This is a genomic window from uncultured Veillonella sp. (assembly GCF_900545205.1).
Lineage (GTDB): Bacteria > Bacillota > Negativicutes > Veillonellales > Veillonellaceae > Veillonella.
On the sequence record NZ_UQYC01000022.1, the window covers coordinates 1 to 24,887 of the forward strand.

At 37.9% G+C, this 24,887-nt stretch carries 21 protein-coding genes and 1 pseudogene; 17 read left to right on the forward strand and 5 right to left on the reverse strand.

Annotation, left to right across the window (positions count from 1 at the left end):
- Both QZR70_RS03565 and QZR70_RS03570 read right to left on the reverse strand, forming a co-directional pair.
- Positions 1 to 427 (reverse strand): annotated as a pseudogene (locus tag QZR70_RS03565) (5-methyltetrahydropteroyltriglutamate--homocysteine methyltransferase); the annotation flags it as partial.
- 331 nt (positions 428 to 758) lie between these two features.
- Positions 759 to 1,697: a LysR family transcriptional regulator gene (locus QZR70_RS03570; protein WP_295793170.1), complete on the reverse strand. Its 939-nt coding sequence runs from the start codon at positions 1,695 to 1,697 to the stop codon at positions 759 to 761.
- A gap of 104 nt (positions 1,698 to 1,801) precedes the next feature.
- On the opposite strand from QZR70_RS03570, the gene rnmV reads away from it, so the two are divergent.
- Positions 1,802 to 2,329 carry a ribonuclease M5 gene (rnmV, locus tag QZR70_RS03575; protein WP_295793172.1) on the forward strand — a complete coding sequence of 176 codons (528 nt, stop codon included), beginning with the start codon at positions 1,802 to 1,804 and terminating at the stop codon, positions 2,327 to 2,329.
- Between the two features lie 13 nt (positions 2,330 to 2,342).
- Positions 2,343 to 3,197, forward strand: a complete 855-nt coding sequence (gene rsmA, locus QZR70_RS03580) for a 16S rRNA (adenine(1518)-N(6)/adenine(1519)-N(6))-dimethyltransferase RsmA (RefSeq protein WP_105085385.1) — start codon at positions 2,343 to 2,345, stop codon at positions 3,195 to 3,197.
- A 123-nt stretch (positions 3,198 to 3,320) separates the two neighbouring features.
- On the opposite strand, the gene QZR70_RS03585 is transcribed toward rsmA, so the two are convergent.
- Together QZR70_RS03585 and QZR70_RS03590 are read right to left on the reverse strand one after the other, a co-directional pair.
- Positions 3,321 to 4,568, reverse strand: coding sequence for a sodium/glutamate symporter (locus QZR70_RS03585; protein WP_287512736.1), 1,248 nt, complete (start codon positions 4,566 to 4,568; stop codon positions 3,321 to 3,323).
- Between the two features lie 361 nt (positions 4,569 to 4,929).
- The gene (locus tag QZR70_RS03590; protein WP_060924805.1) at positions 4,930 to 6,525 is read right to left on the reverse strand and encodes a peptide chain release factor 3; all 1,596 of its coding nucleotides are present in this window, start codon (positions 6,523 to 6,525) and stop codon (positions 4,930 to 4,932) included.
- A 176-nt stretch (positions 6,526 to 6,701) separates the two neighbouring features.
- On the opposite strand from QZR70_RS03590, the gene QZR70_RS03595 reads away from it, so the two are divergent.
- Positions 6,702 to 9,011 carry a DNA topoisomerase 3 gene (locus QZR70_RS03595; RefSeq protein ID WP_295793174.1) on the forward strand — a complete coding sequence of 770 codons (2,310 nt, stop codon included), beginning with the start codon at positions 6,702 to 6,704 and terminating at the stop codon, positions 9,009 to 9,011.
- Between the two features lie 39 nt (positions 9,012 to 9,050).
- Here QZR70_RS03595 and QZR70_RS03600 read toward each other — a convergent pair whose 3' ends face one another.
- Entirely contained in the window at positions 9,051 to 10,349 is a 1,299-nt protein-coding gene (locus QZR70_RS03600; RefSeq protein WP_295793176.1) for a DEAD/DEAH box helicase, read from the reverse strand.
- 558 nt (positions 10,350 to 10,907) lie between these two features.
- Between QZR70_RS03600 and QZR70_RS03605 the strand changes: the two genes are divergently transcribed.
- The 14 genes from QZR70_RS03605 to hypE form a co-directional block, all read left to right on the forward strand.
- Complete coding sequence (locus QZR70_RS03605) at positions 10,908 to 11,141, forward strand: FeoA family protein (RefSeq protein WP_094028542.1); 234 nt, start codon at positions 10,908 to 10,910, stop codon at positions 11,139 to 11,141.
- Positions 11,142 to 11,150: 9 nt separating this feature from the next.
- Positions 11,151 to 13,520, forward strand: a complete 2,370-nt coding sequence (gene feoB / locus QZR70_RS03610; protein ID WP_295793178.1) for a ferrous iron transport protein B — start codon at positions 11,151 to 11,153, stop codon at positions 13,518 to 13,520.
- 231 nt (positions 13,521 to 13,751) lie between these two features.
- Positions 13,752 to 13,955, forward strand: a complete 204-nt coding sequence (locus QZR70_RS03615) for a FeoB-associated Cys-rich membrane protein (RefSeq protein ID WP_295793179.1) — start codon at positions 13,752 to 13,754, stop codon at positions 13,953 to 13,955.
- 107 nt (positions 13,956 to 14,062) lie between these two features.
- Positions 14,063 to 14,323, forward strand: coding sequence for a DUF6110 family protein (locus tag QZR70_RS03620; protein WP_295793180.1), 261 nt, complete (start codon positions 14,063 to 14,065; stop codon positions 14,321 to 14,323).
- 16 nt (positions 14,324 to 14,339) lie between these two features.
- Complete coding sequence (locus QZR70_RS03625) at positions 14,340 to 16,478, forward strand: heavy metal translocating P-type ATPase (protein WP_295793181.1); 2,139 nt, start codon at positions 14,340 to 14,342, stop codon at positions 16,476 to 16,478.
- A 115-nt stretch (positions 16,479 to 16,593) separates the two neighbouring features.
- Positions 16,594 to 16,998 (forward strand): hypothetical protein, encoded by a 405-nt coding sequence (locus QZR70_RS03630; RefSeq protein ID WP_295793184.1) that lies wholly within the window; start codon positions 16,594 to 16,596, stop codon positions 16,996 to 16,998.
- Positions 16,991 to 17,833, forward strand: a complete 843-nt coding sequence (locus QZR70_RS03635) for a hypothetical protein (RefSeq protein ID WP_295793186.1) — start codon at positions 16,991 to 16,993, stop codon at positions 17,831 to 17,833. Before QZR70_RS03630 ends, QZR70_RS03635 begins: the two co-directional genes overlap by 8 nt.
- Positions 17,834 to 17,882: 49 nt before the next feature.
- The gene (locus QZR70_RS03640; protein WP_295793188.1) at positions 17,883 to 18,674 is read left to right on the forward strand and encodes an ECF transporter S component; all 792 of its coding nucleotides are present in this window, start codon (positions 17,883 to 17,885) and stop codon (positions 18,672 to 18,674) included.
- Positions 18,675 to 18,741: 67 nt separating this feature from the next.
- Entirely contained in the window at positions 18,742 to 18,885 is a 144-nt protein-coding gene (gene scfA, locus QZR70_RS03645; RefSeq protein WP_004693318.1) for a six-cysteine ranthipeptide SCIFF, read from the forward strand.
- Positions 18,886 to 19,051: 166 nt separating this feature from the next.
- A complete protein-coding gene (scfB, locus tag QZR70_RS03650; RefSeq protein ID WP_295793190.1) occupies positions 19,052 to 20,461 on the forward strand; it encodes a thioether cross-link-forming SCIFF peptide maturase in 1,410 nt (469 codons plus the stop codon).
- Positions 20,462 to 20,496: 35 nt separating this feature from the next.
- Complete coding sequence (hypF, locus tag QZR70_RS03655; protein WP_295793192.1) at positions 20,497 to 22,776, forward strand: carbamoyltransferase HypF; 2,280 nt, start codon at positions 20,497 to 20,499, stop codon at positions 22,774 to 22,776.
- A 143-nt stretch (positions 22,777 to 22,919) separates the two neighbouring features.
- Complete coding sequence (locus QZR70_RS03660; RefSeq protein WP_060924796.1) at positions 22,920 to 23,171, forward strand: HypC/HybG/HupF family hydrogenase formation chaperone; 252 nt, start codon at positions 22,920 to 22,922, stop codon at positions 23,169 to 23,171.
- Positions 23,131 to 24,249: a hydrogenase formation protein HypD gene (hypD, locus tag QZR70_RS03665; RefSeq protein WP_295793193.1), complete on the forward strand. Its 1,119-nt coding sequence runs from the start codon at positions 23,131 to 23,133 to the stop codon at positions 24,247 to 24,249. The genes QZR70_RS03660 and hypD overlap by 41 nt, the downstream gene beginning before the upstream one ends.
- 1 nt (position 24,250) lies before the next feature.
- Positions 24,251 to 24,887 (forward strand): hydrogenase expression/formation protein HypE (gene hypE / locus QZR70_RS03670; RefSeq protein WP_295793196.1); only part of this gene is annotated, 637 nt, incomplete at its 3' end.

Below are 24,887 nucleotides of genomic sequence, written 5' to 3' on the forward strand. Positions count from 1 at the left end.
GAGATGGGGCAGGGATGGTTTGACGAGCTGTTGTATGTTCATCTTCGAATTGTTTTACGAATTTAAAATGTTCTACGAATGGGTGATTAGTACCTGTAATTTTACCTGTAAGTGCAAGAGAACCTGGTGCTGTTTCTTGACCGTGGAATTTGTAACCATGTTCAAGTTCAATTTCTTTTACACCATTGAATCCCCACATGAAATCTAGGTGCCAATAGGCACGGCGGAATTCACCGTCAGTAATAACAGGAAGTCCTGCAGCTTTTTGTTTTTGAATGAGGTCTGTAATGAGACGATCTTCTACAGCTGTTAGTTCTTCCTTAGTAATATTTCCTTTTGTAAAAGCTTCACGAGCTTCTTTTAATTCAGCTGGGCGTAGGAAAGAACCTACAATATCAAAATGGAATGGTGCTAATTGTTTGGACATATATAATCCTCCTTATATTAAACGGTATAACCGATAGATTCGATAGGTTTATTATAACTAAGGATGAGTATATATAAAAATATCAATATATTGATGTTGTATATAGCTTTTAGCTATATCTGTGCATTATTTTATGGATTTAGTTATATCAAAATATGATGTTAATTTATAGTATCTACTCTGTTGTACAGTACTGAATGCGTTGGAAAGGGTTAATTTATAGTGTTGAGTTTTATGGATATGCAAAAAAGCACTCCAAATAGGAGTGCTTTTACTTGCAGTTAAACTATTATGAAGAGTCATTTAAACTATCATCAAATATAATACGATATTATTCCTTTGTTTTAGGTAATTTAATGTGTTTACCATAGTTACCTACATATTGTTCTAACGCTTGGATATATTCTTGCCCTAAACGGCTACGATGCATTTTGTTATTTGTAATGTAACCGATATGCATTAAACCTTCCTCTGCAAGAGGCACAGAAATGATATTTTCACCGTTTACTTCCTCATCTATTACGCCACTAGATACGGTATATCCATCTAGACCAAGCAATAAACTGAAGAGGGAAGCCCGATCGCGTACCCTAATATGTTTTGGACGGACAACGGTACTAAAAATCTCTTCAGAGAAATAGAAGGAATTGTGATCGCCTTGTTCGAAAGAAATATAAGGATATTCCTCAAGTTCATCCATAGATACTACATCCTTATTTGCTAATGGATGATTTTTGCCAATAAAAATATGAGGATGAGCAGTAAATAATTCTGTAAAGGTTAATTCATTAGTGTGAATCAATTTTTCTAATACAGGGCGATTGAAATCATTATAATAGAGTAAACCGATTTCGCTCTTCATATGAGCTACGTCATCGATGATTTCATAGGTTTGTGTTTCACGTAAGGATACATCGTATTGATCGATGCCTGCACCTTTTAAAAGTTCTACAAAGGCGTTAACTGCAAAGGAGTAATGTTGTGTAGAAACAGAGAATTGTTTTTTACCACCGCTTTGGCTTTTATATTGCTCCTCTAAAAGTGCAGCTTGCTCTAGTACTTGGCGCGCATAGCCAAGGAAGCGCTCTCCCTCTTTAGAAACAGTAATACCTTTATTGGTGCGATCAAAAATGGTAATGCCCATTTCCTTTTCTAATTCTTTAATAGCCTTTGTAAGGCTAGGTTGAGATACAAACAATCTCTTGGCAGCTTCACTAATACTGCCTATATTTGCAATTGTTGTGACATACTTTAGTTGTTGTAAGGTCATAATGGCCTCCTTTTATATATTACACTATTTATACTACTCGATTATAAGTATTTAAGCAATGTTATATATGTGTTACAATGTACTAATAGAATAAAGGAGGACCTATGATCAAACAAGTCATCGTGGTAGAAGGAAAATCTGATATACAACGCATTGCTCAAGCTATAGAGGCTGACTGCATAGCAACTGAAGGCTTTACTCTTCGAAAAGGCGTTATTGATATGATACGCGTAGCCTATGAAAAAAGAGGTATTATCATATTAACAGATCCTGATACAGCAGGGGAAAGAATTCGTCGTGTATTAACAAAAAAATTCCCTAATGCTCAGCATGCTTTTGTTCCTCGTGATGAAGCTTTTGCGAATGATGATATTGGCATAGAACAAGCATCGCCTGAATCCATTAGAAAGGCACTATCTACTTTACATGTAGAATCTTTGGAATCATCCAACGAATTTTCTATGGTGGATCTAGTTCGTCATGGACTTTCAGGTATGCCAGATAGTGCTTCTCGCCGTGCGATTATTGGTGCTAAGTTAGGTATTGGTTATGGCAATGGCAAGCAGTTCTTATACCGCTTAAATCATTATGGTATAACTCGAGATGCTTTTGAAGAGGCTGTGAATAGTTAAAATAGGAGTTAAGATGTTAGAATCAGTAATTGCAAGCCCTGAGGTAGTGCATTATATATGTAAACGCTTCGATATTAAAATGAGCAAGAAATTAGGGCAGAACTTTCTTATTAAACGCGGCATTGTTGATGAAATAGTACATGCTGCAGAATTGACACCAGGTGAACCTGTACTAGAGGTAGGTCCTGGCATCGGTACATTGACACAGGGGTTAGCACAAAGTGGGGCAGATGTAACGGCCATTGAACTAGACCGACGTTTATTAGAGGTCCTAGACACTACTTTGGCCTCCTATGATAATGTACGTATTATTCATGGCGATGTGTTGAAGCTTGATGTACCATCCATCATGAATCATAAACCATTTAAGGTGGTTGCCAATTTACCGTACTATATTACAACACCTATTATTATGTCTCTATTAGAAAGTAAATTACCAATTGAGCGCCTCGTTGTAATGGTACAAAAGGAAGTTGCCTTGCGAATGGTAGCTAAGCCAGGTACAAAGGATTATGGTGCATTATCTGTAGCGGTACAATATTATACTGAACCGGATATTGTGCTTGATGTACCACCTAAATCTTTCTTGCCAGCTCCAGCGGTGACGAGTTCTGTCATTCGCTGCGTATTACGAGATAAACCACCTGTTGATGTGATTGATGAGAAACTATTCTTCCGAGTTGTGAAAGCTGGTTTTGCGCAACGACGTAAAACATTTTCCAATACGATGAAAACTACGGGATTATCAAAAGATCGAATCGAAGAGCTGTTAGCAAAAGCGAATATCGATGGTCAACGAAGAGGGGAAACATTTACCCTTCAAGAATTTGCCGATGTAGCCAATGCATGGGCTTCTTTAATTAAATAGTATAATGTAAAAAGAGCTTATTAGATTGATAATATCATTCTAATAAGCTCTTTTGTATTAATAAGCTCTTTTTATGCTAATAAGTATTTTGCATAAAAAAGGACCCGAATGGGTCCTTTTTGTTTAGTAAAGAATGCCAGCCATCGTTGTAATGAGGAAAGCATTTGCAAAGTCGATTAAGAATGCACCTACCAAGGAAACTACGAGCCATGCACGAGGGGATGGACCGTGTTTGCCCGCCAAGGATAACATGTTAACTAACGCATTTGGTGTAGCACCTAAACCGAAGCCGATGGCACCAGCGCCGAGCATAACAGCATCGTAGTTGCGACCAAAGATGAAGTAGATAAGGTATGCAAATACACAGATAAGTGCCATTTGCGCTACTAAAATAGTAATCAATGGTAATGCAAGATCGATTAATTGAACTAGTTTCAAGCTGTTAATAGCCATTGTTACGAATAAGGACAATGCTACGTTAGATACTGCATCGAGTGCTGCATCGTTGATTTTGTAAGCTTTAGTGAAGTCACCAAAGTTACGAATTACAGCAGCACAAATCATTGCGCCGATGTATGCAGGTAGTGGAGTAAGGATGGATAAACCAGCACTTACGATAGTACCGATACCTAAAGCGAGACCAATCCACATACAGATTGTTAAAAGGTCTTGAGCATCGAATTGTTTGCCACCGCTTTCAACGCGATCTTCGATCATGTCGATGCCTTCATCTTCCATTAACTCAGGATTTTCGTATGGTGTTTTAACTTTGTGCATTTTAATAATGCGTTCGCCTACAGGAGCACCTAGGATTGTACCAGCAACCATACCGAATGTTGCTGCTGCAACTGCAGCAGATGCTGTACCAGGGATACCAAGTAATTGTTCGTAGTATGGACCAAAGGCACCAGCCGTACCAAGACCACCGATCATAGATACGGAGCCAGCCATAATACCGATGATTGGTTCAATGCCTAAAGCTTTAGCAATCATAATACCTGCAGTATTTTGAACAACAATCCACACTGCACAAGCTAGGAAGAAGAAGATAATGAAAATGCCGCCTTTTTTGAGGACTTTCAAGGAAGCCATTAAACCAATAGTGGTAAAGAAAGCGAGCATTAAGAATGTTTGTAGGGAGCCTTCGAAGGTAATGTTCAAAATCTTGTAGTAAGAAAGAATAGCAGTTAAAAACGCAAAAGGCAAAGCCCCTACAGCTGGTGCAGGCATACACATACGTTGTAAGAACTTGGAATGTTTGTTAATCCAAGTACCTATGAATAACGTGATTACAGCAAGGCCTACAGTTTGGATCATGGACAGTTTTAAAGTCCATACATCGTTGACTAAAGCTAAGTCAATAAGTGGCATAAAATCACTCCTTTAAAATAAAAAATAAAACTATATTTTATGGTATCATGAATGGTCGAAAAAGACTATAGAATATATAAGGTATAATAATTATATATTATTTATTTTCAACACTCACAACAACATTAAAACCATTTAGTTATTATATATCTATATTGGATATATATCTTTTATAATACATTTATATTATATACAAAAATACGGAAAAGTAATAGTATAAATCACTTCTTTACATAATCATACTATATGTATTCGACTAAATTCTGTGATATTCCTGCCTATTATAAAAAAATAAACTGGAATATATTTCCAATTTTTATATATTGAGAAATATATTCCAGTTAATAACAGGAAAGCGTTTCTATAGTTCGTGATGAAGTTTTGGAGTGGTTAAGAATGTAACATCAGGATTACGTTCCTGAACCCAACCCATTTGCCACTCATTGGAAATGAGGACTACGGTGCGATCTCGATTATCCTTAACAATCATCGCATTATCTACACCTTTTAAAGAAGCGATATCTACTTCACCATCAATCCAACGAGCAACACTGTATGGTAATGTATTATTTAATAAATCAACACCATATTCATTTTTTAAACGGTATTCCAGAACCTCGAATTGAAGCATACCTACAGCGCCGACTACGAAGGAATCAAGAGCACCTGGTTGTTCAAAGATTTGAACAGCGCCTTCTTGGGCTAATTGTGTCATCCCTTTTTGGAACTGCTTACGCTTCATAGTATCTTTTGGCGATACGCGAGCAAAGAACTCTGGTGGGAATACAGGGAAGTCACCAAAGGTTACCTTGTGTTTTTGAGCACACAGTGTATCACCTACACCCATTGTACCAGCGTCAAAGACACCGATAATATCTCCTGGATATGCATCCTCTACGATGGTACGTTCTGTAGCCAAAAACTGTTGAGGCTGAGATAGACGAATCGTTTTATTAGATTGGCGATGCAATACGGACATGCCCTTTTCGAACTTACCAGAACAGATACGCATAAATACGATACGGTCATGGTGGTTAGGGTCCATATTCGCTTGGATTTTAAATACTAAGGCAGAGAAGTCTTCGCTTGTAGGTTGGACCATTTCTTCCACAGCTTGGCGTGGAGCAGGAGATGGAGCAAGTTCTAAGAATTTCTCTAAGAATGGTTTTACCCCAAAGTTAGTCATTGCAGAGCCGAAGAACATAGGAGTTAATTCACCAGCACGAACCTTGTCAAAATCGAATGGGTCGCCTGCAACATCTAATAATTCAATATCATCAAGTAATGCTTGGTATACATCATCACCTAATAATTCTTTCATACGAGGGTCAGTCAAAGCTCCTTTTTCAGAGGCTAACTTTTCTTGACCATGTGTTTCATCTTTTGCGAAAAGCTCGATAGTTTCATGTTCTCTATCGTATACGCCTTTGTATTCGCCGTTTATACCAATTGGCCAGTTCATAGGGCATGTACGAATGCCAAGAACATTTTCGATTTCTTCCATCAAATCAAATGGACTACGACCGAAATGGTCAATTTTATTTACAAATGTAAAGATAGGAATACCGCGTTCTTTAGATACAGCAAATAGTTTTTTTGTTTGTGCTTCTACGCCTTTTGCTACGTCAATCAACATGACAGCACTATCTGCAGCCATTAAGGTACGATATGTATCTTCAGAAAAGTCCTGGTGACCAGGGGTGTCTAGGATATTGACACGACAACCATCATAGTCAAATTGCAACACAGAACTTGTTACGGAGATACCACGTTGCTTTTCGATTTCCATCCAGTCAGATACGGCGTGTTTTGCTGTTTTACGAGATTTAACGGACCCCGCTAAGTGGATAGCACCACCATATAAAAGTAATTTTTCTGTTAATGTAGTTTTACCCGCATCCGGGTGAGATATGATAGCAAACGTACGACGACGTTGCACTTCTTCTAAAAATGTCATAGTTCACCTCTATTGTTTCGTTTGTAAAAGCCTTGTCTTATTATATAACTTTTACATCATTCATATCTTTAAAATTATACATGATTTTGGTAGTTATGACCACTAAATTGTAGTATAATGAGATTTCAAAGAGCGGCTTAGGGGAATAGCCGTTATTTTATGTTAAGGAGGGGACCATGCGGTTATTTATTGCGGAAAAGCCATCCATGGCTCGCGAAATTAGTAAATGCTTGCCGGAAAATAAGAATATCCAAAAACGGAATGGCTACTTTATCCAAGGTGATGATGTGGTGACATGGGTTGTAGGTCACGTATTACATCAAGCAGAACCTGGTGATTACGATGATAAATATGTTCGCTGGCGCCCTCAAGATTTACCTATTGTGCCTGATGAATGGAAATTATTGGTTACGGATAGTAGTCGTCAACAGTTTGAAACGGTGAAAGACCTTATCGGTAAAGCTGACACTATCGTTAACGCCGGTGACCCGGATAGGGAAGGACAATTATTAGTTGATGAGGTTTTATATTATGTAGGAAATACAAAACCTGTACAGCGTATTTTATTAAATGCATTGGACGAAAAATCTGTTCGTGCAGCTCTTAGTGATTTGCGAGATAATAAAGACTTTCACAATTTATATCAATCTGCATTGGCTAGAGCGCGTGCAGACTGGCTTATTGGAATGAACCTATCTCGCGCATATACCTTATCTGAACGATATAAAGGTAATAAGGTAACATTACCTATAGGTCGTGTTAAGACTCCAACGTTAGCATTAGTAGTTCGTAGAGAACGTGAATTAGCCGCATTTAAACCGGTTGATTATTTTACACTAAAGGTTTTATATAATCATCCAAATGGTGTGTTTTGGGCTACGTGGCAACCTACAGATGAACAAAAGGGGCTTGATCCAGATGGTCGTCTCATAAATAAGGCTATTGCAGATGAATTGGTTGAGCGCTTGCAAGCTGGTCCAGATGGTATCATTAAGGCGGTTACAAAATCTAAAAAGAAAGATGTACAACGCTTACCATTATCCTTGTCATCTTTACAGGTATTGGCTGGTAAAGCATTCTCCTATGATCCGCAAACTGTACTTGATACAGCACAGAAATTATATGAGAAAAAGTTGACTACGTATCCTCGTTCTGATTGTGAATATTTACCACCAAATCAGTATGGTGATCGCAATGCTATCCTCAATAATTTGCAGAATGCTGGAGATGAAAGGTTAGCACAATGGGCTACAGATGCCGATCGTTCTATTAAGAGCCGCGCATGGAATGAAAAGAAAATTACCGCCCATCACGCAATTATTCCTACTACGGTAGCGTGTAATATAAATAGTTTGTCTCGTGAGGAGCGCAATATTTACTTCCTCATTAGTCAGGCTTATATTGCTCAATTCTATGGTGAGCACGTGTATGAACAAACTAAAATTGTAGTGGAACAATGTAAGGAAGAGTTTGTTGCTAATGGTCGTGTAGTTATAGACGAAGGATGGAAGTTGCTTTATAAACGACAAAAGTCTAAATCGATGACAGATAATGATGAACCTGATTTAACTGATGAACGTGGCGCAGAATCTGACTCTAAAAAAGAGGCTATTGAAGAAACGGATCATCTGCCGGCTGTTAAGAAAAATGATTCCGTTCTTTATACAGATTCCTCTGTAGAGGCGAAACAAACAAAACCACCATCTCGTTTTACACCATCTACATTGTTGCAAGCGATGAAGGAAATTCATAAATTTGTAAAAAACGAAGATTTGAAAAAACAGTTAAAGGCTGTGTCTGGTATAGGCACAGAGGCGACTCGTGCTAATATTATTGACGAACTCATCAGTCGTGGTTTTATGAAAACTTCGGGGAAGAAGCAAGTTCTATCACCTACGGAAACAGGCTATCTTTTAGTAGATGCATTGCCTGATGAATTGTTGTATCCTGATGAAACGGCAGTTTGGGAAGAACGTTTGGCCCTCATGAGTGAAGGGGAGGATACATTGGATTCCTTCTTATCTGATCAAGTTAAGTTTTTACAGTTATTGATTGATAAGCTTGGCTTTGATAAACAGGTAAACTCTGGTCAAATGATGCCAAATGTAGTTCGCACGATAACGAATCAAAATCGTAAACGACCTATGGATAATGAAAATGTAGACTTATCTACTTTGCCTATATGTCCGAAATGTAATAAGGGACGTCTGCAACAGCGTAATGGTAAATATGGTGCTTTTTTAGGTTGTACCAATTATCCAACTTGTAAACATACACAACCAATCGATGGAGAGACTTCAACTGGTGAAAGCAATATCACTCTATCTGAAGAAGAAAAGAAATATAAATGCCCACGATGTAAAGAAGGTTATTTTGTTAAACAAGAGGCGAGAGGCCGAATTAACTGGGTTTGTAGTAATCGATCTCAATGTAAGACACAATGTTCTGATGTAAATGGCATGCCAAGTATTTATGCGAACAAATAAAAAAGACGCGTACAGATTAATCTGTACGCGTCTTTAGTTTTATCTGCGTTTACCGCGACGTCCAGTTTGAGATGTAGAGGTACGGCGTTGGCGTGTGTTAGCACCTTTGTGGCCACGAGCTTTATGAGCTTTAGCCTTTGTAGATTGATAGGAACTCGTAATCTTAGGCTTGCCAGAAGATTTTGCACGTTTTGGAGCAGCACTTGCATTACCTTTAGTTTTAATTTGTCCATCTTTAGTATATTTAGTAAGCGTTGCTTGGATGGCGCGCTCAATACGTCGTAGCCAAGATTCATCCTGTGGCGTAGCAAATGTAACAGCTACACCAGAATTACCAGCACGACCAGTACGACCAATACGATGGATATAGTAATCTACGTCGCGTGGTACGTCATAGTTATAAACATGTGTAATGCCTTCAATATCGATACCGCGAGCTGCAATATCTGTTGCTACTAAGATTTGTGTCTTAGCTTTTGCAAAATCGCGTAATATTTGAGTGCGGCGACCTTGTGTTAAATCGCCATGCATTTCAGCAATATTTAGGCCTGCAGCAGTTAACTCATAGGATAAGCGAACTGCACCTTCACGTTTATTACAGAAAACAATGGCCAAGAATGGATTGTCTTCTTCAATCATTTTGACGAGGCGTTCTGTTTTTTCTTCTGGATTCATCATGTATACACGTTGATCAATAGATTCTAATGTAACATGCTTACCTTCTGCTGTTACAGAGACTGGTTTTGACATATAAGCTTTTGCAAGGTTTCTAATCTTATCTGGGATTGTTGCAGAAAATAGTAAAAGTTGTCTGTTAGCATCTGTTTGGCTGATGAGATTTTCAATATCTGGTAAGAACCCCATGTGGAGCATTTGATCGGCTTCATCGAGTACGACACGACGAATACAATCTAGGTGAAGTGAACCACGCTTAGCATGATCTAATAGACGGCCAGGCGTACCTAAGATAACTTGAGGGCGACGTCCTAATTGTTGTAGCTGTGCTTCAATCGTTTTGCCACCGATAAGAGGGAGGATATCCACATTTAAAATGGTACCTATTTTTTTTGCTTCGTCAGAAATTTGTTTCACTAGTTCTCGCGTAGGTGCAATGATAAGTACTTGTTCTTGATGCACATCTGTGTGCACCCGTTGAAGAATAGGTAATAAGAAGGCTAATGTTTTGCCTGTGCCTGTTTGTGCTTTTGCTATGACATCATTCCCTTTGAAAACTACAGGAATGGCTTGTTCTTGAATTGGAGTGGGCTCCTTGATACCTTGTTTTTGAAGGGCTTGAATGAGTTCATCGCAAACACCTAGAGATTTAAAAGATTTCATGGATCGTCCTTTCTATAATACATATTATATTAATTATACCTTATGCAGATAGGAGGGGCAAATAAATTGAATTGTTATAGCTAGACCACAGTAGTAGTGGGGGTGCGATAGACTATTTTAAATACATAGGTGTGAAATTATATTGAAGATTACAACTAGTTGATAATAAATCGATAAATAACGATGTGATGAATGTTTATGAGAATGGAAAATATTAAAATATAAATATTTAAAGAAATTTCAAAGTTATAAATGAGAATGATTAAATTATCAGTAATGATAATCTTAGTAGTATTTCTTATTTTCTGCCTGCACTATAAATTATGAGTAGATAGATAAATGCTATACTTAGTGGGGTTTGTTTTGAATAATCATAAATAAACTTTCATAGTTAATATGAGAAAAAAATATATATATGAGATAGAAAATAACCATAAAAATGATAATAATTGTTGAAATTAATGCTCGATTTGGTATAATATCTTAAGATATTAATACGCATTATTATTTGGTGTGTTTAATATGAGGTTGTTAGGTACAATAATTAGGAGGTGTCGTATGGCTATCAAAAAGTTAAAAGACATGAAACCAGGTGAGTCTGGTCTTATTGTTGCACTACATGGCAGTGGCAATGTTAAGCATCGTCTAATTGACATGGGTCTCGTACATGGTACAAAAATCCATGTTATGAAGTTTGCCCCTTTGGGTGATCCAGTGGAGATCAAAGTAAAAAACTTTGAATTAGCACTTCGTACAAGCGAAGCTGGCATGATTGATGTAGAGGTTCAATAGGAGGTTCACATGGCAGAAAAAGGGCAAATTCGTATTGCCTTAGCAGGTAACCCTAACTGTGGTAAAACGACAATGTTTAACAATATCACAGGGGCGAAGCAACACGTTGGTAACTATGCCGGCGTTACAGTAGAAAAAAAAGAAGGTTATACTAATTTTAATGGTCAAGAGCTATTATTTATTGACTTGCCAGGTACATATAGCTTAACAGCTCGTTCCTTGGATGAGTTAGTAGCTCGTAATGTTATCGTAAACGATAATCCAGATGTAATCGTAAACGTTCTTGATGCATCTAACTTGGAACGTAACTTGTATTTAGCGGCACAATTGTTGGAACTTGAAAAGCCAATGGTTATTGCTCTAAACATGTCTGACGTTGCTGAAGATATGGGCATTAAATACGACCTTAAAAAAATGGCTGAATTAACAGGTGCTACCATTGTTAGTACAGTAGGCCGTACAAATATTGGTACAAAAGAGTTGTTAGAAGCAACAATTAGCGTAGCTGCTTCTCAAAAAGCACCTGGTGTAACAGTTGACTATGGCGATTTACTAGAAGGCAAAATTGCTGAGCTTGTAGAAGAGCTTAAGAAATCTGGTACTGTTACATATCCACTTCGTTGGATTGCTATCAAGCTATTGGAAAAAGATGCTGATGTTATTGGTAAGGTTATGCGTTTTGATAATACAGAAGCTGTTATTCAAAAAGCTGAAGCTATTCGTGAGGAAATTAAAAATCAAGTTGATCTTGATATCGTATTCCAAGAATATCGTCACCGTTTTGCTGTAGAAGTATATAATACATGCTTAACACAAGCGCCAACAACATTGGAAACACGTTCTGATCGTTATGACAAAATTTTAACGCACCGTATTTGGGGTTTACCAATTTTTATGTTGGTTATGTGGTTATTGTTTAACTTCGTAAATACAGTTGGTGCTGTTCCACAAGGTTGGATTGAAGATGGCTTCACAGCATTGCAAGCATGGGTTGTAACTGCTATTCCAGAAGGTCAATTACAATCACTTATCTCTGATGGTATCATCGCCGGCGTAGGTGCGGTTCTTTCTTTCGTACCATTAATTCTATTATTATTCTTGGGCATCTCTTTCTTAGAAGATACTGGCTATATGGCGCGTGCGGCATTCGTTATTGACCGTGTAATGCGTGCATGTGGCTTGCATGGTAAATCCTTTATTCCATTGTTATTAGGCTTTGGTTGTTCCGTGCCATCCGTAATGGGCGCTCGTATCCTTGATAACTATAAGGATCGAATGGTGACTATCTTGATTACACCATTTATGAGCTGTTCCGCTCGTTTACCTGTATATACATTGTTTGCAGCAGCATTTTTCCCACCTGAATGGTCTGGTACTGTAGTATTTGGTGTATATGCATTAGGTATTGTGTTTGGTATCATCTTTGCTAAAGTTTTCCGCAAATATTTATTCTCTGGTGAAGCTGAACCATTCGTAATGGAATTACCTCCATATCACTTGCCTACCTTAAAAGCAACTTTGATGCATATGTTTGAACGCGGTATTTTGTACCTCAAAAAAGCTGGTACATTTATCATGGCTGCATCTATCTTAGTATGGTTCATTACAGCGTATCCAATGGATGTTGAATACTCCAAAGATTATGATGCATTGCATGATCAAGTAGCTCAAACATATGAAATGAAAGATGCAGAAACTTTGTCTCATTTTGGTATTACTACAGATGAACAAAAAGACCAAGTTAATGAAATCGTTAATAATATGAAATCTACCGTAGCAGATGCTACTTCAGCAGCAGAAAGTAATCAAGAACCTGCTCCTGAAGTTGCAGTAGAAGAAGATTCTGAAGCACCTGAACTATTTAATGATATTAAAGATGAAAATAAAGACTTGTTCCCTGCAGCATGGGCAATGTACAAAAACAGTGCTAACTTAGATGCAGAAAATCAAAAAATTGATGAAGAACAAAAATCTGAAAAATTAGAACAATCCTATGCTGCTATGTTTGGTAAAGCAATTAACCCAGTTCTTGAACCATTGGGCTTCGATTGGAAAATCGGTGTATCTCTTGTGGCTGGTTTAGCAGCTAAAGAAGTCGTTGTATCTACATTGGGTACTATTTATGCAGTAGGTGGTGATACAGATCATCCTCAAGCATTGACTGATTATTTACAAAATGACCCACACTTCACACCATTAATTGCATTAACATTGATGCTATTCGTACTAATCTATCCTCCATGTATCGCAGCTTTAGCTGTTATTAAACGTGAAACTGGTTCTTGGAAATGGATGTTGTTCATGTTCTGCTATGAAAATGCATTTGCATGGATTGCATGTTTCATCTTCTATAATATAGGTCGCGCATTAGGTTTCTAATCTAGAGTCGCTAAATAGGAGAGTTTAGCCACTTTTATATTCTTTAAACAAAAATGAATTAGAAAAATGCGATTTTGTTATAAGTAATTTAAAAATAATACTTGATAATTATCAATATTCGTGGTTAAATGATAATGAGAAAAGGGAAATATCCTATAGATATTGCTTTTATCTTATTTATCACTAAGACACATATTGTAATTTAGTAGATATTGAGAAAGAGGCATAATAATGGATAATCTTGTTATAGGACTCATAGTTGTATTAGCATTAGCTTATATCGGTACTAAAATTTATAAGCAAGTGTCTGGAAAAGGTGGTTGCGGCTGTGGCGGTGGCTCCGATTCTGGCTCTAAAAAATCTTCTGGTTGCGGTGGTAGCTGCAGCTGTGATGGTTCCAATAAGGCATTAGGCATAAAACGTACCGCTAAGTAAGCTAATACGAATTCTGAATTTGAAAGAGGGGTTTCTATAATGGGCTCCTCTTTTCAAATATAGTAAGTAAGTTTTTTATATATTAATTAGTAGAAAGGAATATTATCATGTTCAACATCGATCCAAAAAATCTTAAAAACGCTAACTTATTCGCAGCAGGTCTTGCATTGGGTACTGTAGGTCTTAAAGTTTTAACTTCTAAAGACGCTAAAAAAGTATACGCTGGTATCGTGGCAGCTGGCCTTCGCGCTAAAGAAACTGTATTAGAAACAGCTGAAAAAGTACAAGCATCCGCATCTGACGTATTGGCAGAAGCTCAAGAAATCAACGAAGCACGCAACGAAGAAATCTTTGAAGAAAACAAATAATTAGAGGATTGCAGATATGTTACAATTTTCTGTTGTACGAAAACTCAGAAATCGCTTGCATGTTAAGATAACTGGTCATCGCTTTACAGAGGCTGAAGCGGCTTATGTAGAGGATACATTACTCCTTAATGATGCAATTGTAGATGTAACCTTCTACACTCGTAGCAGTCAAATCGCCATTAAACATACTGGCGATTCTGATGCTGTGCGTGATGCAGTTCTCGGTCTACGCGATTTAGATTTGTCTGAAGCACCTGCTTTGAACGAATACTCACCACGCTTGGTAAATAAAAAATATCGTGAAATGATGATCAACCGCACTGCACTTTACTTAGGTAAAAAAGCAGTGCTTCCTGCACCGATTGCTGCTGCATGGGCTTGGTTTGATGGTATTAAATTTATCGGTAAAGCCATTAAAACATTGTGGCAACGTAAGTTAACTGTCGAAGTACTTGATGGTGTAGCTATTGGTGCTGCATTACTTCAAAAAGATTATCCTACAGCTGGCGCTGTTATGTACCTATTAGGTATTGGCGATATCTTAGAAGAATGGACTCACCGTAAATCCGTATTGAATCTTGCTCAAAGCATGTCCTTGAACGTAGATAAAGTATGGGTTTTAGTTGATGACATTGAAGTGAGCAAGCCAGTTAACGAAGTTGTGGCAGGTGATAAAATCATTATTCGCCAAGGCGAAGTGATTCCATTGGATGGCGTCGTTATCGATGGTGTTGTTCTTGTTAATGAAAGCTCCATGACTGGTGAACCAGAAGCGGTTCGTCGCGATCAAGATAGTTCTGTATATGCAGGTACTGTTGTTGAAGACGGTAAAGCTATTGTAGAAGTACGTAGCACATCCAAAACATCTCGTTACGAAAAAATCGTTAACCTTATCGAAGAGTCTGAACAAATGAAATCCGGTATGGAACAACAAGCATACCGCATGGCTGATAAATTAGTTCCAATAAGCTTTATTGGTGCTGGTTTGACATACTTGTTGACTCGTAATGTGATGAAAGCATTGTCTTTCGTAATGGTTGACTTCTCTTGTGCTCTTAAATTATCCATTCCATTGGCAGTACTTTCCGCTATGCAAGAAGCATCTAAACGCGGTATCACTGTTAAAGGTGGTAAATTCTTAGAACAAATTGCACAAGCAGATATGATTGTATTCGATAAAACAGGTACTCTTACAAAAGCAGAACCTGAGTTTGAACAAATCATTCCATTTAATGGTCATGATGCAGATGAAATGTTAAAATTGGCTGCATGTATTGAGGAACATTTCCCTCATTCCATGGCAAAAGCAATTGTACGTGCTGCTAAGGATCATTCCTTGCCTCACAAGGAAATGCACTCCGACGTAGAATACGTTGTAGCTCATGGTATTGCATCTAAAGTAGGCCGCTACCGTGTACGCATTGGTAGTGCTCACTACATCTTTGATGATGAAAAAACAAAGATTCCTGCAGATGAACAAGAAAAGTTCAATAATTTACCAAATTCATCTTCCCATATTTATCTCGCTATTGGAGGTACACTAGCAGCGGTTATTTGTATTAAAGACCCTGTTCGTGAGGAAGCAAAACAAGTTATAGCTGATTTACATACATTGGGCATTAAAAAGGTTGTCATGATGACTGGCGACTCCAAACGTAATGCACAACGTGTAGCTGACGAACTCGGCATCGATGAATTGCATGCTGAAGTATTGCCAGAAGATAAAGCGGCTTATGTAAAACAAGCAAAAGCTGAAGGCTATACTGTTATGATGGTAGGGGATGGTATTAACGATTCCCCAGCAATTTCTGAAGCACATGTTGGTATCGCTATGAATGAAGGTGCACCAATCGCTCAAAAAATTGCAAATGTTACTATTTCTTCCGATCATCTACAAGCTCTTGTAGATTTACGCCGCATTTCTATGGCATTGATGAAACGCATCAAAGCAAATTACAATGGTATCGTTGGTTTCAATGGTGCTCTTGTAGGTGGTGGCGTACTCGGTATTATGCCGCCAAGCCAAACAGCATGGTTGCATAATCTATTCACATTGGGTATCGGCTTAGAAAGCATGACTCCATTGTTGAAGAAAGAAGAACAAAAGGAAACTGTTCCTACAATTGATGTAACAGCTGACTCTGTAGTGGCTTAATTAAAAACCTCCATATAAGGTATTTATTTACCTATATGGAGGTTTTTCTTTTTTGATGACATTTATCTATGATTATTGTAAAATACAAAGAGATTACATATCATAGGAGATCTTTATGAACACATTAATAGATATTTGTAAAAGATCCATCTACTTGAATATATTTATCGTAGTAATTCCTATTATTGCGTATATGATTCATAATGGATCGAGTGCGACAGTAGCACTTGCATGGTATTTGCTCTTATCGTTAATAATGCCTTGGGCATATTTATCGTTTAAAAGTAGTACCTTTGGAGATGGTAAATCGATTAGCCGTATTGCCTATTTTATAAGTTGGATTATAATTCACGGTATTAGCTATAAAGGTATTTTTCTCGGTATAGATTTATCTATGTTATGGAGCTGGCCAACAGTTGGTCGAGATGTAGCTTTCTTAGTAGCTATGTATATTGGTGTTACTATTAGCTTGATTTTGGCATACGGTCTTACTCGTTTAGTAGGAGGCCGTAATGAATAAGAATTTCTGGTTATTCACCGTTGTCTGTGCATTATTTGTAAGTGCTGTAACGACAGTTCTTTCTTTAAGTGGCGCGCTAGCTTTACCAATTTTAGTATTCCCCGTGTTGTCCCTCGTAATACCTCTTATGGTACGAAGACTTAAGAATGCTAAATTTAATGACGATCTACCATTGGGTATGGGCTATCATACGTATAGTTGGGCTTGGTGGACTGTATTTTCATTTCTGCATACGCCCTTTAGCTTTACTGCAGATAATGGAATTGTAACAGCGTTGCTTCTCTTCGTGGTGTATTTTATAGTTCAAGTACTTATTGAACTTTGTGGGTTGCTAACTACTAAGTTTTTCAATCGAAATCATCGATGGGGAATGGTAGATGAAGCACTCGATATAATTGGATATACTATTCCAATTCCATTCTTATATATTGGTTCACTTCTCTATATTGATCTACAAGATCCAATGGTTTATTTCATGTATGCGTCATCTATGAATGTGAATATACTCTTTGCAGAATTGGTGTCGTTACTTATATCCTTATTGGTATTTGTATTCTATTTATATCCAAGAGAAATAGCCTATAAAGGTATACGATTATTTCGTATTGTTTTAACTGCTGGTTTATGGCTCGCTATGAATGCCCATATTTTATATGGTGGTTATATTCCAGAGTTTGTTTTATCTTTAGTTCCTACCGTTTTTCCAACGTATCAAGGTAATCCGCTAGTGTTTGTTACCCCAACTTTGTTAGAAGCTGGTATGACAGGTGTAGCAGTGATTATAGGTGCATTGGTAGAGCGTGGTATTATTTCACGACGCCGTGAACGTATTTAATTTCTAGTTTCGACTTATATCCGTAAGGAATGAGAACGAAGGAGGATCTATGAACAACAATGAACGTCCAGTGGATGATAACTCAACTGTATCAATCCCAGGCAATGAAACGACTAGCCCCGTTGAACGCAAAAAGGTTAAAAAAGAGAAAAAGAGTGGTATTACTATTCGTGAGCTTACCATTATTGGTTTGTTGGCGGGGATTACAATCGCATTAGGTGTATCTGGATATGGGATTATTCCATTGGGGCCTCTTAATGTGACAACTCTACATGTACCGACACTTATTGGTGCTATTGTAGAAGGTCCTAAGGTAGGTGCCTTTGTAGGCTTTATCTTTGGTTGCTATAGCTTGTGGCAAAATATTACAGCACCTAATATTTTGTCCCCACTATTTATTAATCCAATTATTTCTGTATTACCACGTATACTTTTCCCTGTATTAGCATATTTAGTATACTTATTATTGTGGAAAGCACCTCAAGGTCCACGCATTCTTGTATCTGCATTTATGGGTACTGTATTCCATACAATTATGGTCATGGGACTTATCTTCTTGCTTTATGCAGATATGTTTGCTATTAAAATGAACCTAAGCCCAGATCAAGTATTAGGCTCTATTGTATTCTTATCTGTTACGCACGGTATTCCAGAAGCTGTTTTTGCAGCTGTTATCGTTACTCCAGTTGCATTGGCATTACGTAAGGTATTGCGTAAGGATACTCCTAAGAAAGAAAAAACTGATGCTGTTACAAGCACTGCAACGACAGTAGGAGCGGATGCAAATAAAACTACAGAAGTTAATAAAATAAAATCTGTAGACGAAAACATAACTAAATAGTATTTTACAGGCTTTTCATAAATATGATAAAATAAATATCATTCGATAAGTATTGAGGAGGATAACCATGGCTAAACGTATTCGTACTATCAACACTGAATCCTTACAAAAAACTGCTAAAACTGGCGGTTGTGGGGAATGTCAAACATCTTGCCAATCTGCTTGCAAAACAAGCTGCACAGTTGGTAACCAAGTTTGCAAACAAAAATAATAAAGAGGCTCGCTTAGCGGGCCTTTTTTATTTATGTGTATAATACATACTTTATATGGTATATCTTTATGACTCTTTTCATAACGTTTAGCATGGAAATGTGGTACAATTATCTAGAAAGTTCTATATAGTAGAACTTTTACCATACATAATAATTGGAGGTACCATGTTAGAATTAAAACCAATGATCCATAAGTTTCGGATGAAGGATAACTATTACTGCTTAGATGTTAATAGTGGTATTATTCACGTTATCGACGAACTCATTGATAGAGTTCTTGACATATATGATGGCACTAATCGCGATGCAGTACATTCTGCATTAGATGCTAAAGAAGATGCCGTAGAACTTGATGAGATTATGGATGAGTTAGATGAGCTCATTAAAGCAGAGCAATTGTTTGCTCCCATGAGTACAGAGTTTAAACTTGTAGTAGGTGAAAAACCTATTGTTAAGGCATTATGCTTAAATATTGCTCATGATTGTAATTTAGCATGTAAATACTGTTTTGCCAGCCAAGGTGATTATGGCGGTGTAAAACGTGAATTAATGAGTTTTGATGTGGCGAAGCGTGCAGTAGACTTCCTCATTAAAATGAGCGGCCCTCGTCAACATTGTGAAATAGACTTCTTTGGTGGAGAACCTTTATTGAACTGGGATGTTGTTAAACAAACAGTTGAATATATTGAATCCATTCAAGAAAAGCACAATAAGATTTTCAAGCTTACATTGACTACAAATGGCATGCTGTTAACACAAGATAAAATCGACTATGTAAACGAACATAAGATGAGCCTTGTATTATCTTTGGATGGTCGTGAATCTGTACATAATGCGATGCGTCCTGTAGCTGGTAGTGGTGCGGAATCTTACAAATATATTGCTAAAAACCTTATCAATGCTGTAAAACAACGCCATGGCCTTGAATACTACGTACGTGGTACGTATACACATAAAAACTTGGACTTTACAAAAGACGTTATGGCTATGTCTGATCTTGGCTTCGAACATTTATCCATGGAGCCTGTAGTAGGTGAAGAGGGGGACTATGTTCTTCGCGAAGAAGATTGGCCTGTATTGGAAAAAGAATATGAAAAATTAGCAGATATTTATTTACAACGTCAATTAGATGGTTGGGGCGAGAAGTTTAACTTCTTCCACTTCCGTATGGATTTGTACCGCGGTCCATGTATGGCTAAACGCCTTCGTGGTTGTGGTGCTGGTCACGAATATATGGCAATTGTTCCAAATGGCGATATTTACCCATGTCATCAATTCGTAGGTAAAGACGGATACGTGCTTGGCAATGTGTATGATGGATTACAAAATACAGAAATTCCTAAAGATTTCCGTAATACACATGTATTCTCTAAACCAACTTGTGCTGAATGTTGGGCGAAATTCTTCTGTTCCGGTGGCTGTCATGCTAATAATATTACATTAGGTGGCGACTTAGAAACACCTTATGAATTTGGCTGCCGCTTACAAAAGAAACGTATTGAATGCGCTATTATGATTCAAGCCGAGTTAGAACAAGCTGGCATTGATGGCAGTATTCCTGTAGCATTAGGTTAATAGCCATTAATTCTCCGTCTATAGTAGGAGTTTATATGAAACAAAATAGTAATCAAACTATAGAACGCTGGGGAATTCGTTATACCGGTATAGTTCAAGGGGTCGGATTCCGGCCCCTTGTTTCTATGTGGGCACATTCCCTAGGTTTAACAGGTTTTGTATATAATGATAGCCAAGGTGTTTACGTCGAGATACAAGGTTGTACTAGTGATTTGCAGTTGTTTTTAGATGCGATTCAAGATGACCAACCTCGATTGTGCCGCATTACAAGTCAACGGGTAGAACATCTTACTATACAAAACAATGAAGCTGAGTTCTCTGTGAAGCCCTCTCCATTAGGTGAAGAGGTTAGTACGTTTATTAGTGCTGATACAGCGCCATGTGATGACTGTCTTAAAGAACTAGAACGGGACAAGCGTAGGAAAGAATATCCTTTTATTAATTGCACAAATTGTGGCCCTCGGTATACGATTATTAAATCTCTACCTTATGATCGTGAGCGAACGACAATGGATGAGTTTCCTATGTGTGAAGCTTGTAAGGCTGAATATGAGGATATAGAGGGGCGCCGTTATCGTGCAGAACCTAATGCGTGTTCTCTTTGTGGGCCGCATTATACTCTATATAAACCTAATCGTACGGTTGTAGATACAGTAAATGTATGGAATACAACCCGTGAATTAATTAACGAAGGTAGTATTATCGCTATAAAGGGGATTGGCGGCTATCATTTAGTTTGTGATGCTCGAAATGATGTAGCGGTCCAACGCTTACGTAAGCGTAAAAACAGACCACATAAACCACTAGCAATTATGGTAGGGTCTCTAGATACGGCAATCGAGCTAGTCCATCTTAGTGATGTAGAACTAGATATTTTGACTGGAATGGAACGTCCTATCGTATTATTAGAAAGAAATCACCATAGTTTAGTCCATTTGAGTACCCATGTAGCACCAGATAATCATATGCTTGGCGTAATGTTACCATATACACCGATGCATGAGGTACTATTACCATCAGATGCGGCGTGGGTCATGACGAGCGGCAATCGTAGCGGTGATCCCGTTTTATATGATGATAATCAAGCATTTGAAGAGTTAGGGTCAGTGGCTGATTATTTTTTGGTCCACAATCGAAAAATTTATGCACCTCTCGATGATTCTGTTGTAACTGTTATTCATAAGAAGCCTCGATTTATTCGTCGTAGTCGTGGCTATGTACCAGAACCTATTCATTGTGAAATTTCAGGGCAAACTTCGATATTAGCCATGGGGAGTGATTTAAAAAATGCTTTTGCTATGAATAAAGGTTCTGAAGTTCTTGTAGGGCCACATATTGGTGATCTACAGAATGCATCCACTCATGCAACTTTGGAGTGGACTATTGACCGATATGAGAAATTATTTTCTATACAACCAGAGAAAATCATTGTAGATAGTCATCCTCAATTTTTCTCTTCTCACTTAGGGGAACGTATTGGTAAAGATTCACTAATTTCTGTTATACCTGTCCAACATCATCATGCTCATATTGCATCAGTTATGGCAGAACACAATCTTGAAGGCCCTGTACTAGGTGTTGCCATGGATGGTACAGGATATGGTCCAGATGGAAGCGTATGGGGCGGTGAATTCCTTCTTTGTAAAGGCAATGAATATCAACGATTAGCTCATATCCATGAAGCACCGTTACCAGGTGGAGAAAAAGCGGTTTCTGAGCCATGGCGTCAAGCCTTATGGTATATCCGAAATTATTATGGTAATGATATTCCACCTATTTACCAAGATTGGATGAACAGCCTACCTAAAGGTTGGGAAATATTAGATAAAGCATTACAATCTACAATGCCTATGATTCAAGCAACGAGCTGTGGACGTTTATTTGATGCAGTAGGTTCTCTTTTGGGACTAGGCATGATTCATACCTATGATGCGCAAATTGCTATTGCATTAGAATCTTTATGTGGTGATGAAAAAGGCACATTGCTTGATTATAACTATGACGGTCGAATTCTTGATTTTACTCCAACTGTTCAATCTATTATGGATGGTGTCGTTAAAGGTGAATCTAGAGCTCATCTTTCAGCATCATTCCATAAAACCGTTGCCATTGCATTATGTGAAACTTCAGCCGATTTAATGGAGCGATATAATATTAGTGATGCAGCCATATCAGGCGGGGTATTTCAAAATCGCAAATTAGTAGAGTTAATATATCGCGCTTGGCATGTAGGCAATTTATATATGAATGAGGCTGTTCCTTCCAATGATGGGGGCTTAGCACTCGGCCAATTATGGATTGGTAATCAGAAATAGTTATATACTCATGTAGCTAGTATCACTTAATAAATACTATAATTGTGATACAATGATATTAGATATATTTATATATAATGAGTTTACTTACATAAAAGTAAACTTATAGAATTTGTTATTAAAGTAATATATAAGGAGATAATATGTGCTTAGCTGTACCAGCACAGTTAATAGCTGTGAATGATGTTATTGGCACTGTAGAATTAACAGGTGCTACCCGTGACTGCAGCTTACTCCTCGTACCAGAAGCAAAGGTAGGGGACTGGTTGTTAGTCCATGCAGGTTTTGCTGTACAAATTGTTGATGAAGAAGAGGCACAAAAAACATTAGAGGCCTTTAAGGAGCTAGAAGAACTTGAAGAAGCTTACTTTGCAGGAAAAGCAGAACAGTGCTGATGCATTGTTAAAACGTATCAATGCTCTTCATAAGCCAGGGGAAACCGTGAGACTTATGGAGGTTTGTGGTACACATACTGTATCGATTTTCCGTGAAGGTCTTCGTCAGTTATTGCCAAGTGGCATTGAACTTGTTAGTGGACCAGGATGTCCTGTATGTGTAACGGATCAAACGTATATGGATAAGGCTTTGGCTTATGCTGAACGTGATGATGTTATTATTGCAACCTTTGGGGATATGTTAAAGGTGCCAGGTAGTTATAGTAGTCTTAGTGAAGCTCAAACAAAGGGCGCGCATATCCATGTAATTTATACGCCTTTAGAGGTGGTAGAACTTAGTAAAAAATACCCAGATAAGAAAATAGTATTTCTGGCTATAGGTTTTGAAACGACTATTGCCGTTATTTGTGCAACTGTAAAAGCAGTTCATGCAGCAGGGCTGAAGAATGTTTTCTTCCTTGTATCTCATAAATTAGTGCCTCCTGCATTACGAGCTTTATTAGATAAACAAGAGGGGCATATTGACGGATTTATTTTGCCAGGTCATGTAAGCGTTATTATTGGTGAAGAGCCATACCGATTCTTACCTGAAGAATATCACATACCGTCTTGTATTGCTGGCTTTGATGGACTTGAGATTTTATCTGCTATAGCAAATATTTTAGAGCAACGTAAAACCGGTAATTTTGTGGTGGGTAATACCTATCATTCTGTAGTTATGCAGAAGGGGAATCCGGTAGCGCAAGCGATGATCAAAGAAGTATATGATGTATGTGATGATGCGTGGCGTGGTATCGGTGTTATTCCAAACTCTGGCTTAAGATTAAAGGATGCATATGCAGCCTATGATGTGGAACGTGCATTACCTATCCAGCTTGAAAAGCCTTCTCTTGATCCAAAAGGGTGCCAATGTGGTCGTGTATTGCAAGGGCTTATTAAGCCAAGTGAATGTCCATTATTTGGTAAAAGCTGTACTGCTGACCACCCTGTTGGTGCTTGCATGGTATCTGTAGAAGGTAGTTGTGCAGCGTGGTATAAATACGGTTATTCCAGTGGTGGATCGACGTGGGAGGATTAATATGGAACGAGTTCGCTTAGTCCATGGGAATGGCGGTCGATTTAGTCATGAATTGACCGAGCGTTTTATTTTGAAATACTTTACAAATGATTTATTGGCTCCTTTACATGATGGTGCTCAATTTCCCGTTACAGCAGGACGTATGGCGTTTTCTACAGATTCCTATGTAGTACAACCAACGTTTTTCCCTGGCGGTAATATTGGTAAATTAGCTGTCTGTGGTACTGTGAATGATTTAGCCATGAATGGTGCTATTCCACAATATTTGAGTTGTGGACTTATCTTAGAAGAAGGATTGGCTTTTGATGAGCTAGATGAAATTCTTCATACTATGTCGGATATGGCTAAAGCTGCAAATGTACAAATTGTTACAGGAGACACTAAGGTTGTTAAAAAGGGCGAGGTAGATAAAATCTACATAAATACAGCGGGGATTGGCATGATTCCGGAGGGGATTGATATTGGTCCGCATCGTGTGAAAGCGGGAATGGATATTATTTTATCTGGTGCTATTGGCGTTCATTCTATTGCTGTTATGGGACAACGATTTGGATTAGATCTATCTGATTCTTTACGAACTGACTGCGCTCCTTTAAATAATATGGTTCATGCTGTACTTGATAAAGTAGGTCCTCAAG

Excerpts from the sequence above, each read along its gene's own strand:
- QZR70_RS03570 (WP_295793170.1), bottom strand. The coding sequence starts at position 1,697 with ATGACCTTACAACAACTAAAGTATGTCACAACAATTGCAAATATAGGC.
- rnmV (WP_295793172.1), top strand. The coding sequence starts at position 1,802 with ATGATCAAACAAGTCATCGTGGTAGAAGGAAAATCTGATATACAACGC.
- rsmA (WP_105085385.1), top strand. The coding sequence starts at position 2,343 with ATGTTAGAATCAGTAATTGCAAGCCCTGAGGTAGTGCATTATATATGT.
- QZR70_RS03585 (WP_287512736.1), bottom strand. The coding sequence starts at position 4,568 with ATGCCACTTATTGACTTAGCTTTAGTCAACGATGTATGGACTTTAAAA.
- QZR70_RS03590 (WP_060924805.1), bottom strand. The coding sequence starts at position 6,525 with ATGACATTTTTAGAAGAAGTGCAACGTCGTCGTACGTTTGCTATCATA.
- QZR70_RS03595 (WP_295793174.1), top strand. The coding sequence starts at position 6,702 with ATGCGGTTATTTATTGCGGAAAAGCCATCCATGGCTCGCGAAATTAGT.
- QZR70_RS03600 (WP_295793176.1), bottom strand. The coding sequence starts at position 10,349 with ATGAAATCTTTTAAATCTCTAGGTGTTTGCGATGAACTCATTCAAGCC.
- QZR70_RS03605 (WP_094028542.1), top strand. The coding sequence starts at position 10,908 with ATGGCTATCAAAAAGTTAAAAGACATGAAACCAGGTGAGTCTGGTCTT.
- feoB (WP_295793178.1), top strand. The coding sequence starts at position 11,151 with ATGGCAGAAAAAGGGCAAATTCGTATTGCCTTAGCAGGTAACCCTAAC.
- QZR70_RS03615 (WP_295793179.1), top strand. The coding sequence starts at position 13,752 with ATGGATAATCTTGTTATAGGACTCATAGTTGTATTAGCATTAGCTTAT.
- QZR70_RS03620 (WP_295793180.1), top strand. The coding sequence starts at position 14,063 with ATGTTCAACATCGATCCAAAAAATCTTAAAAACGCTAACTTATTCGCA.
- QZR70_RS03625 (WP_295793181.1), top strand. The coding sequence starts at position 14,340 with ATGTTACAATTTTCTGTTGTACGAAAACTCAGAAATCGCTTGCATGTT.
- QZR70_RS03630 (WP_295793184.1), top strand. The coding sequence starts at position 16,594 with ATGAACACATTAATAGATATTTGTAAAAGATCCATCTACTTGAATATA.
- QZR70_RS03635 (WP_295793186.1), top strand. The coding sequence starts at position 16,991 with ATGAATAAGAATTTCTGGTTATTCACCGTTGTCTGTGCATTATTTGTA.
- QZR70_RS03640 (WP_295793188.1), top strand. The coding sequence starts at position 17,883 with ATGAACAACAATGAACGTCCAGTGGATGATAACTCAACTGTATCAATC.
- scfA (WP_004693318.1), top strand. The coding sequence starts at position 18,742 with ATGGCTAAACGTATTCGTACTATCAACACTGAATCCTTACAAAAAACT.
- scfB (WP_295793190.1), top strand. The coding sequence starts at position 19,052 with ATGTTAGAATTAAAACCAATGATCCATAAGTTTCGGATGAAGGATAAC.
- hypF (WP_295793192.1), top strand. The coding sequence starts at position 20,497 with ATGAAACAAAATAGTAATCAAACTATAGAACGCTGGGGAATTCGTTAT.
- QZR70_RS03660 (WP_060924796.1), top strand. The coding sequence starts at position 22,920 with ATGTGCTTAGCTGTACCAGCACAGTTAATAGCTGTGAATGATGTTATT.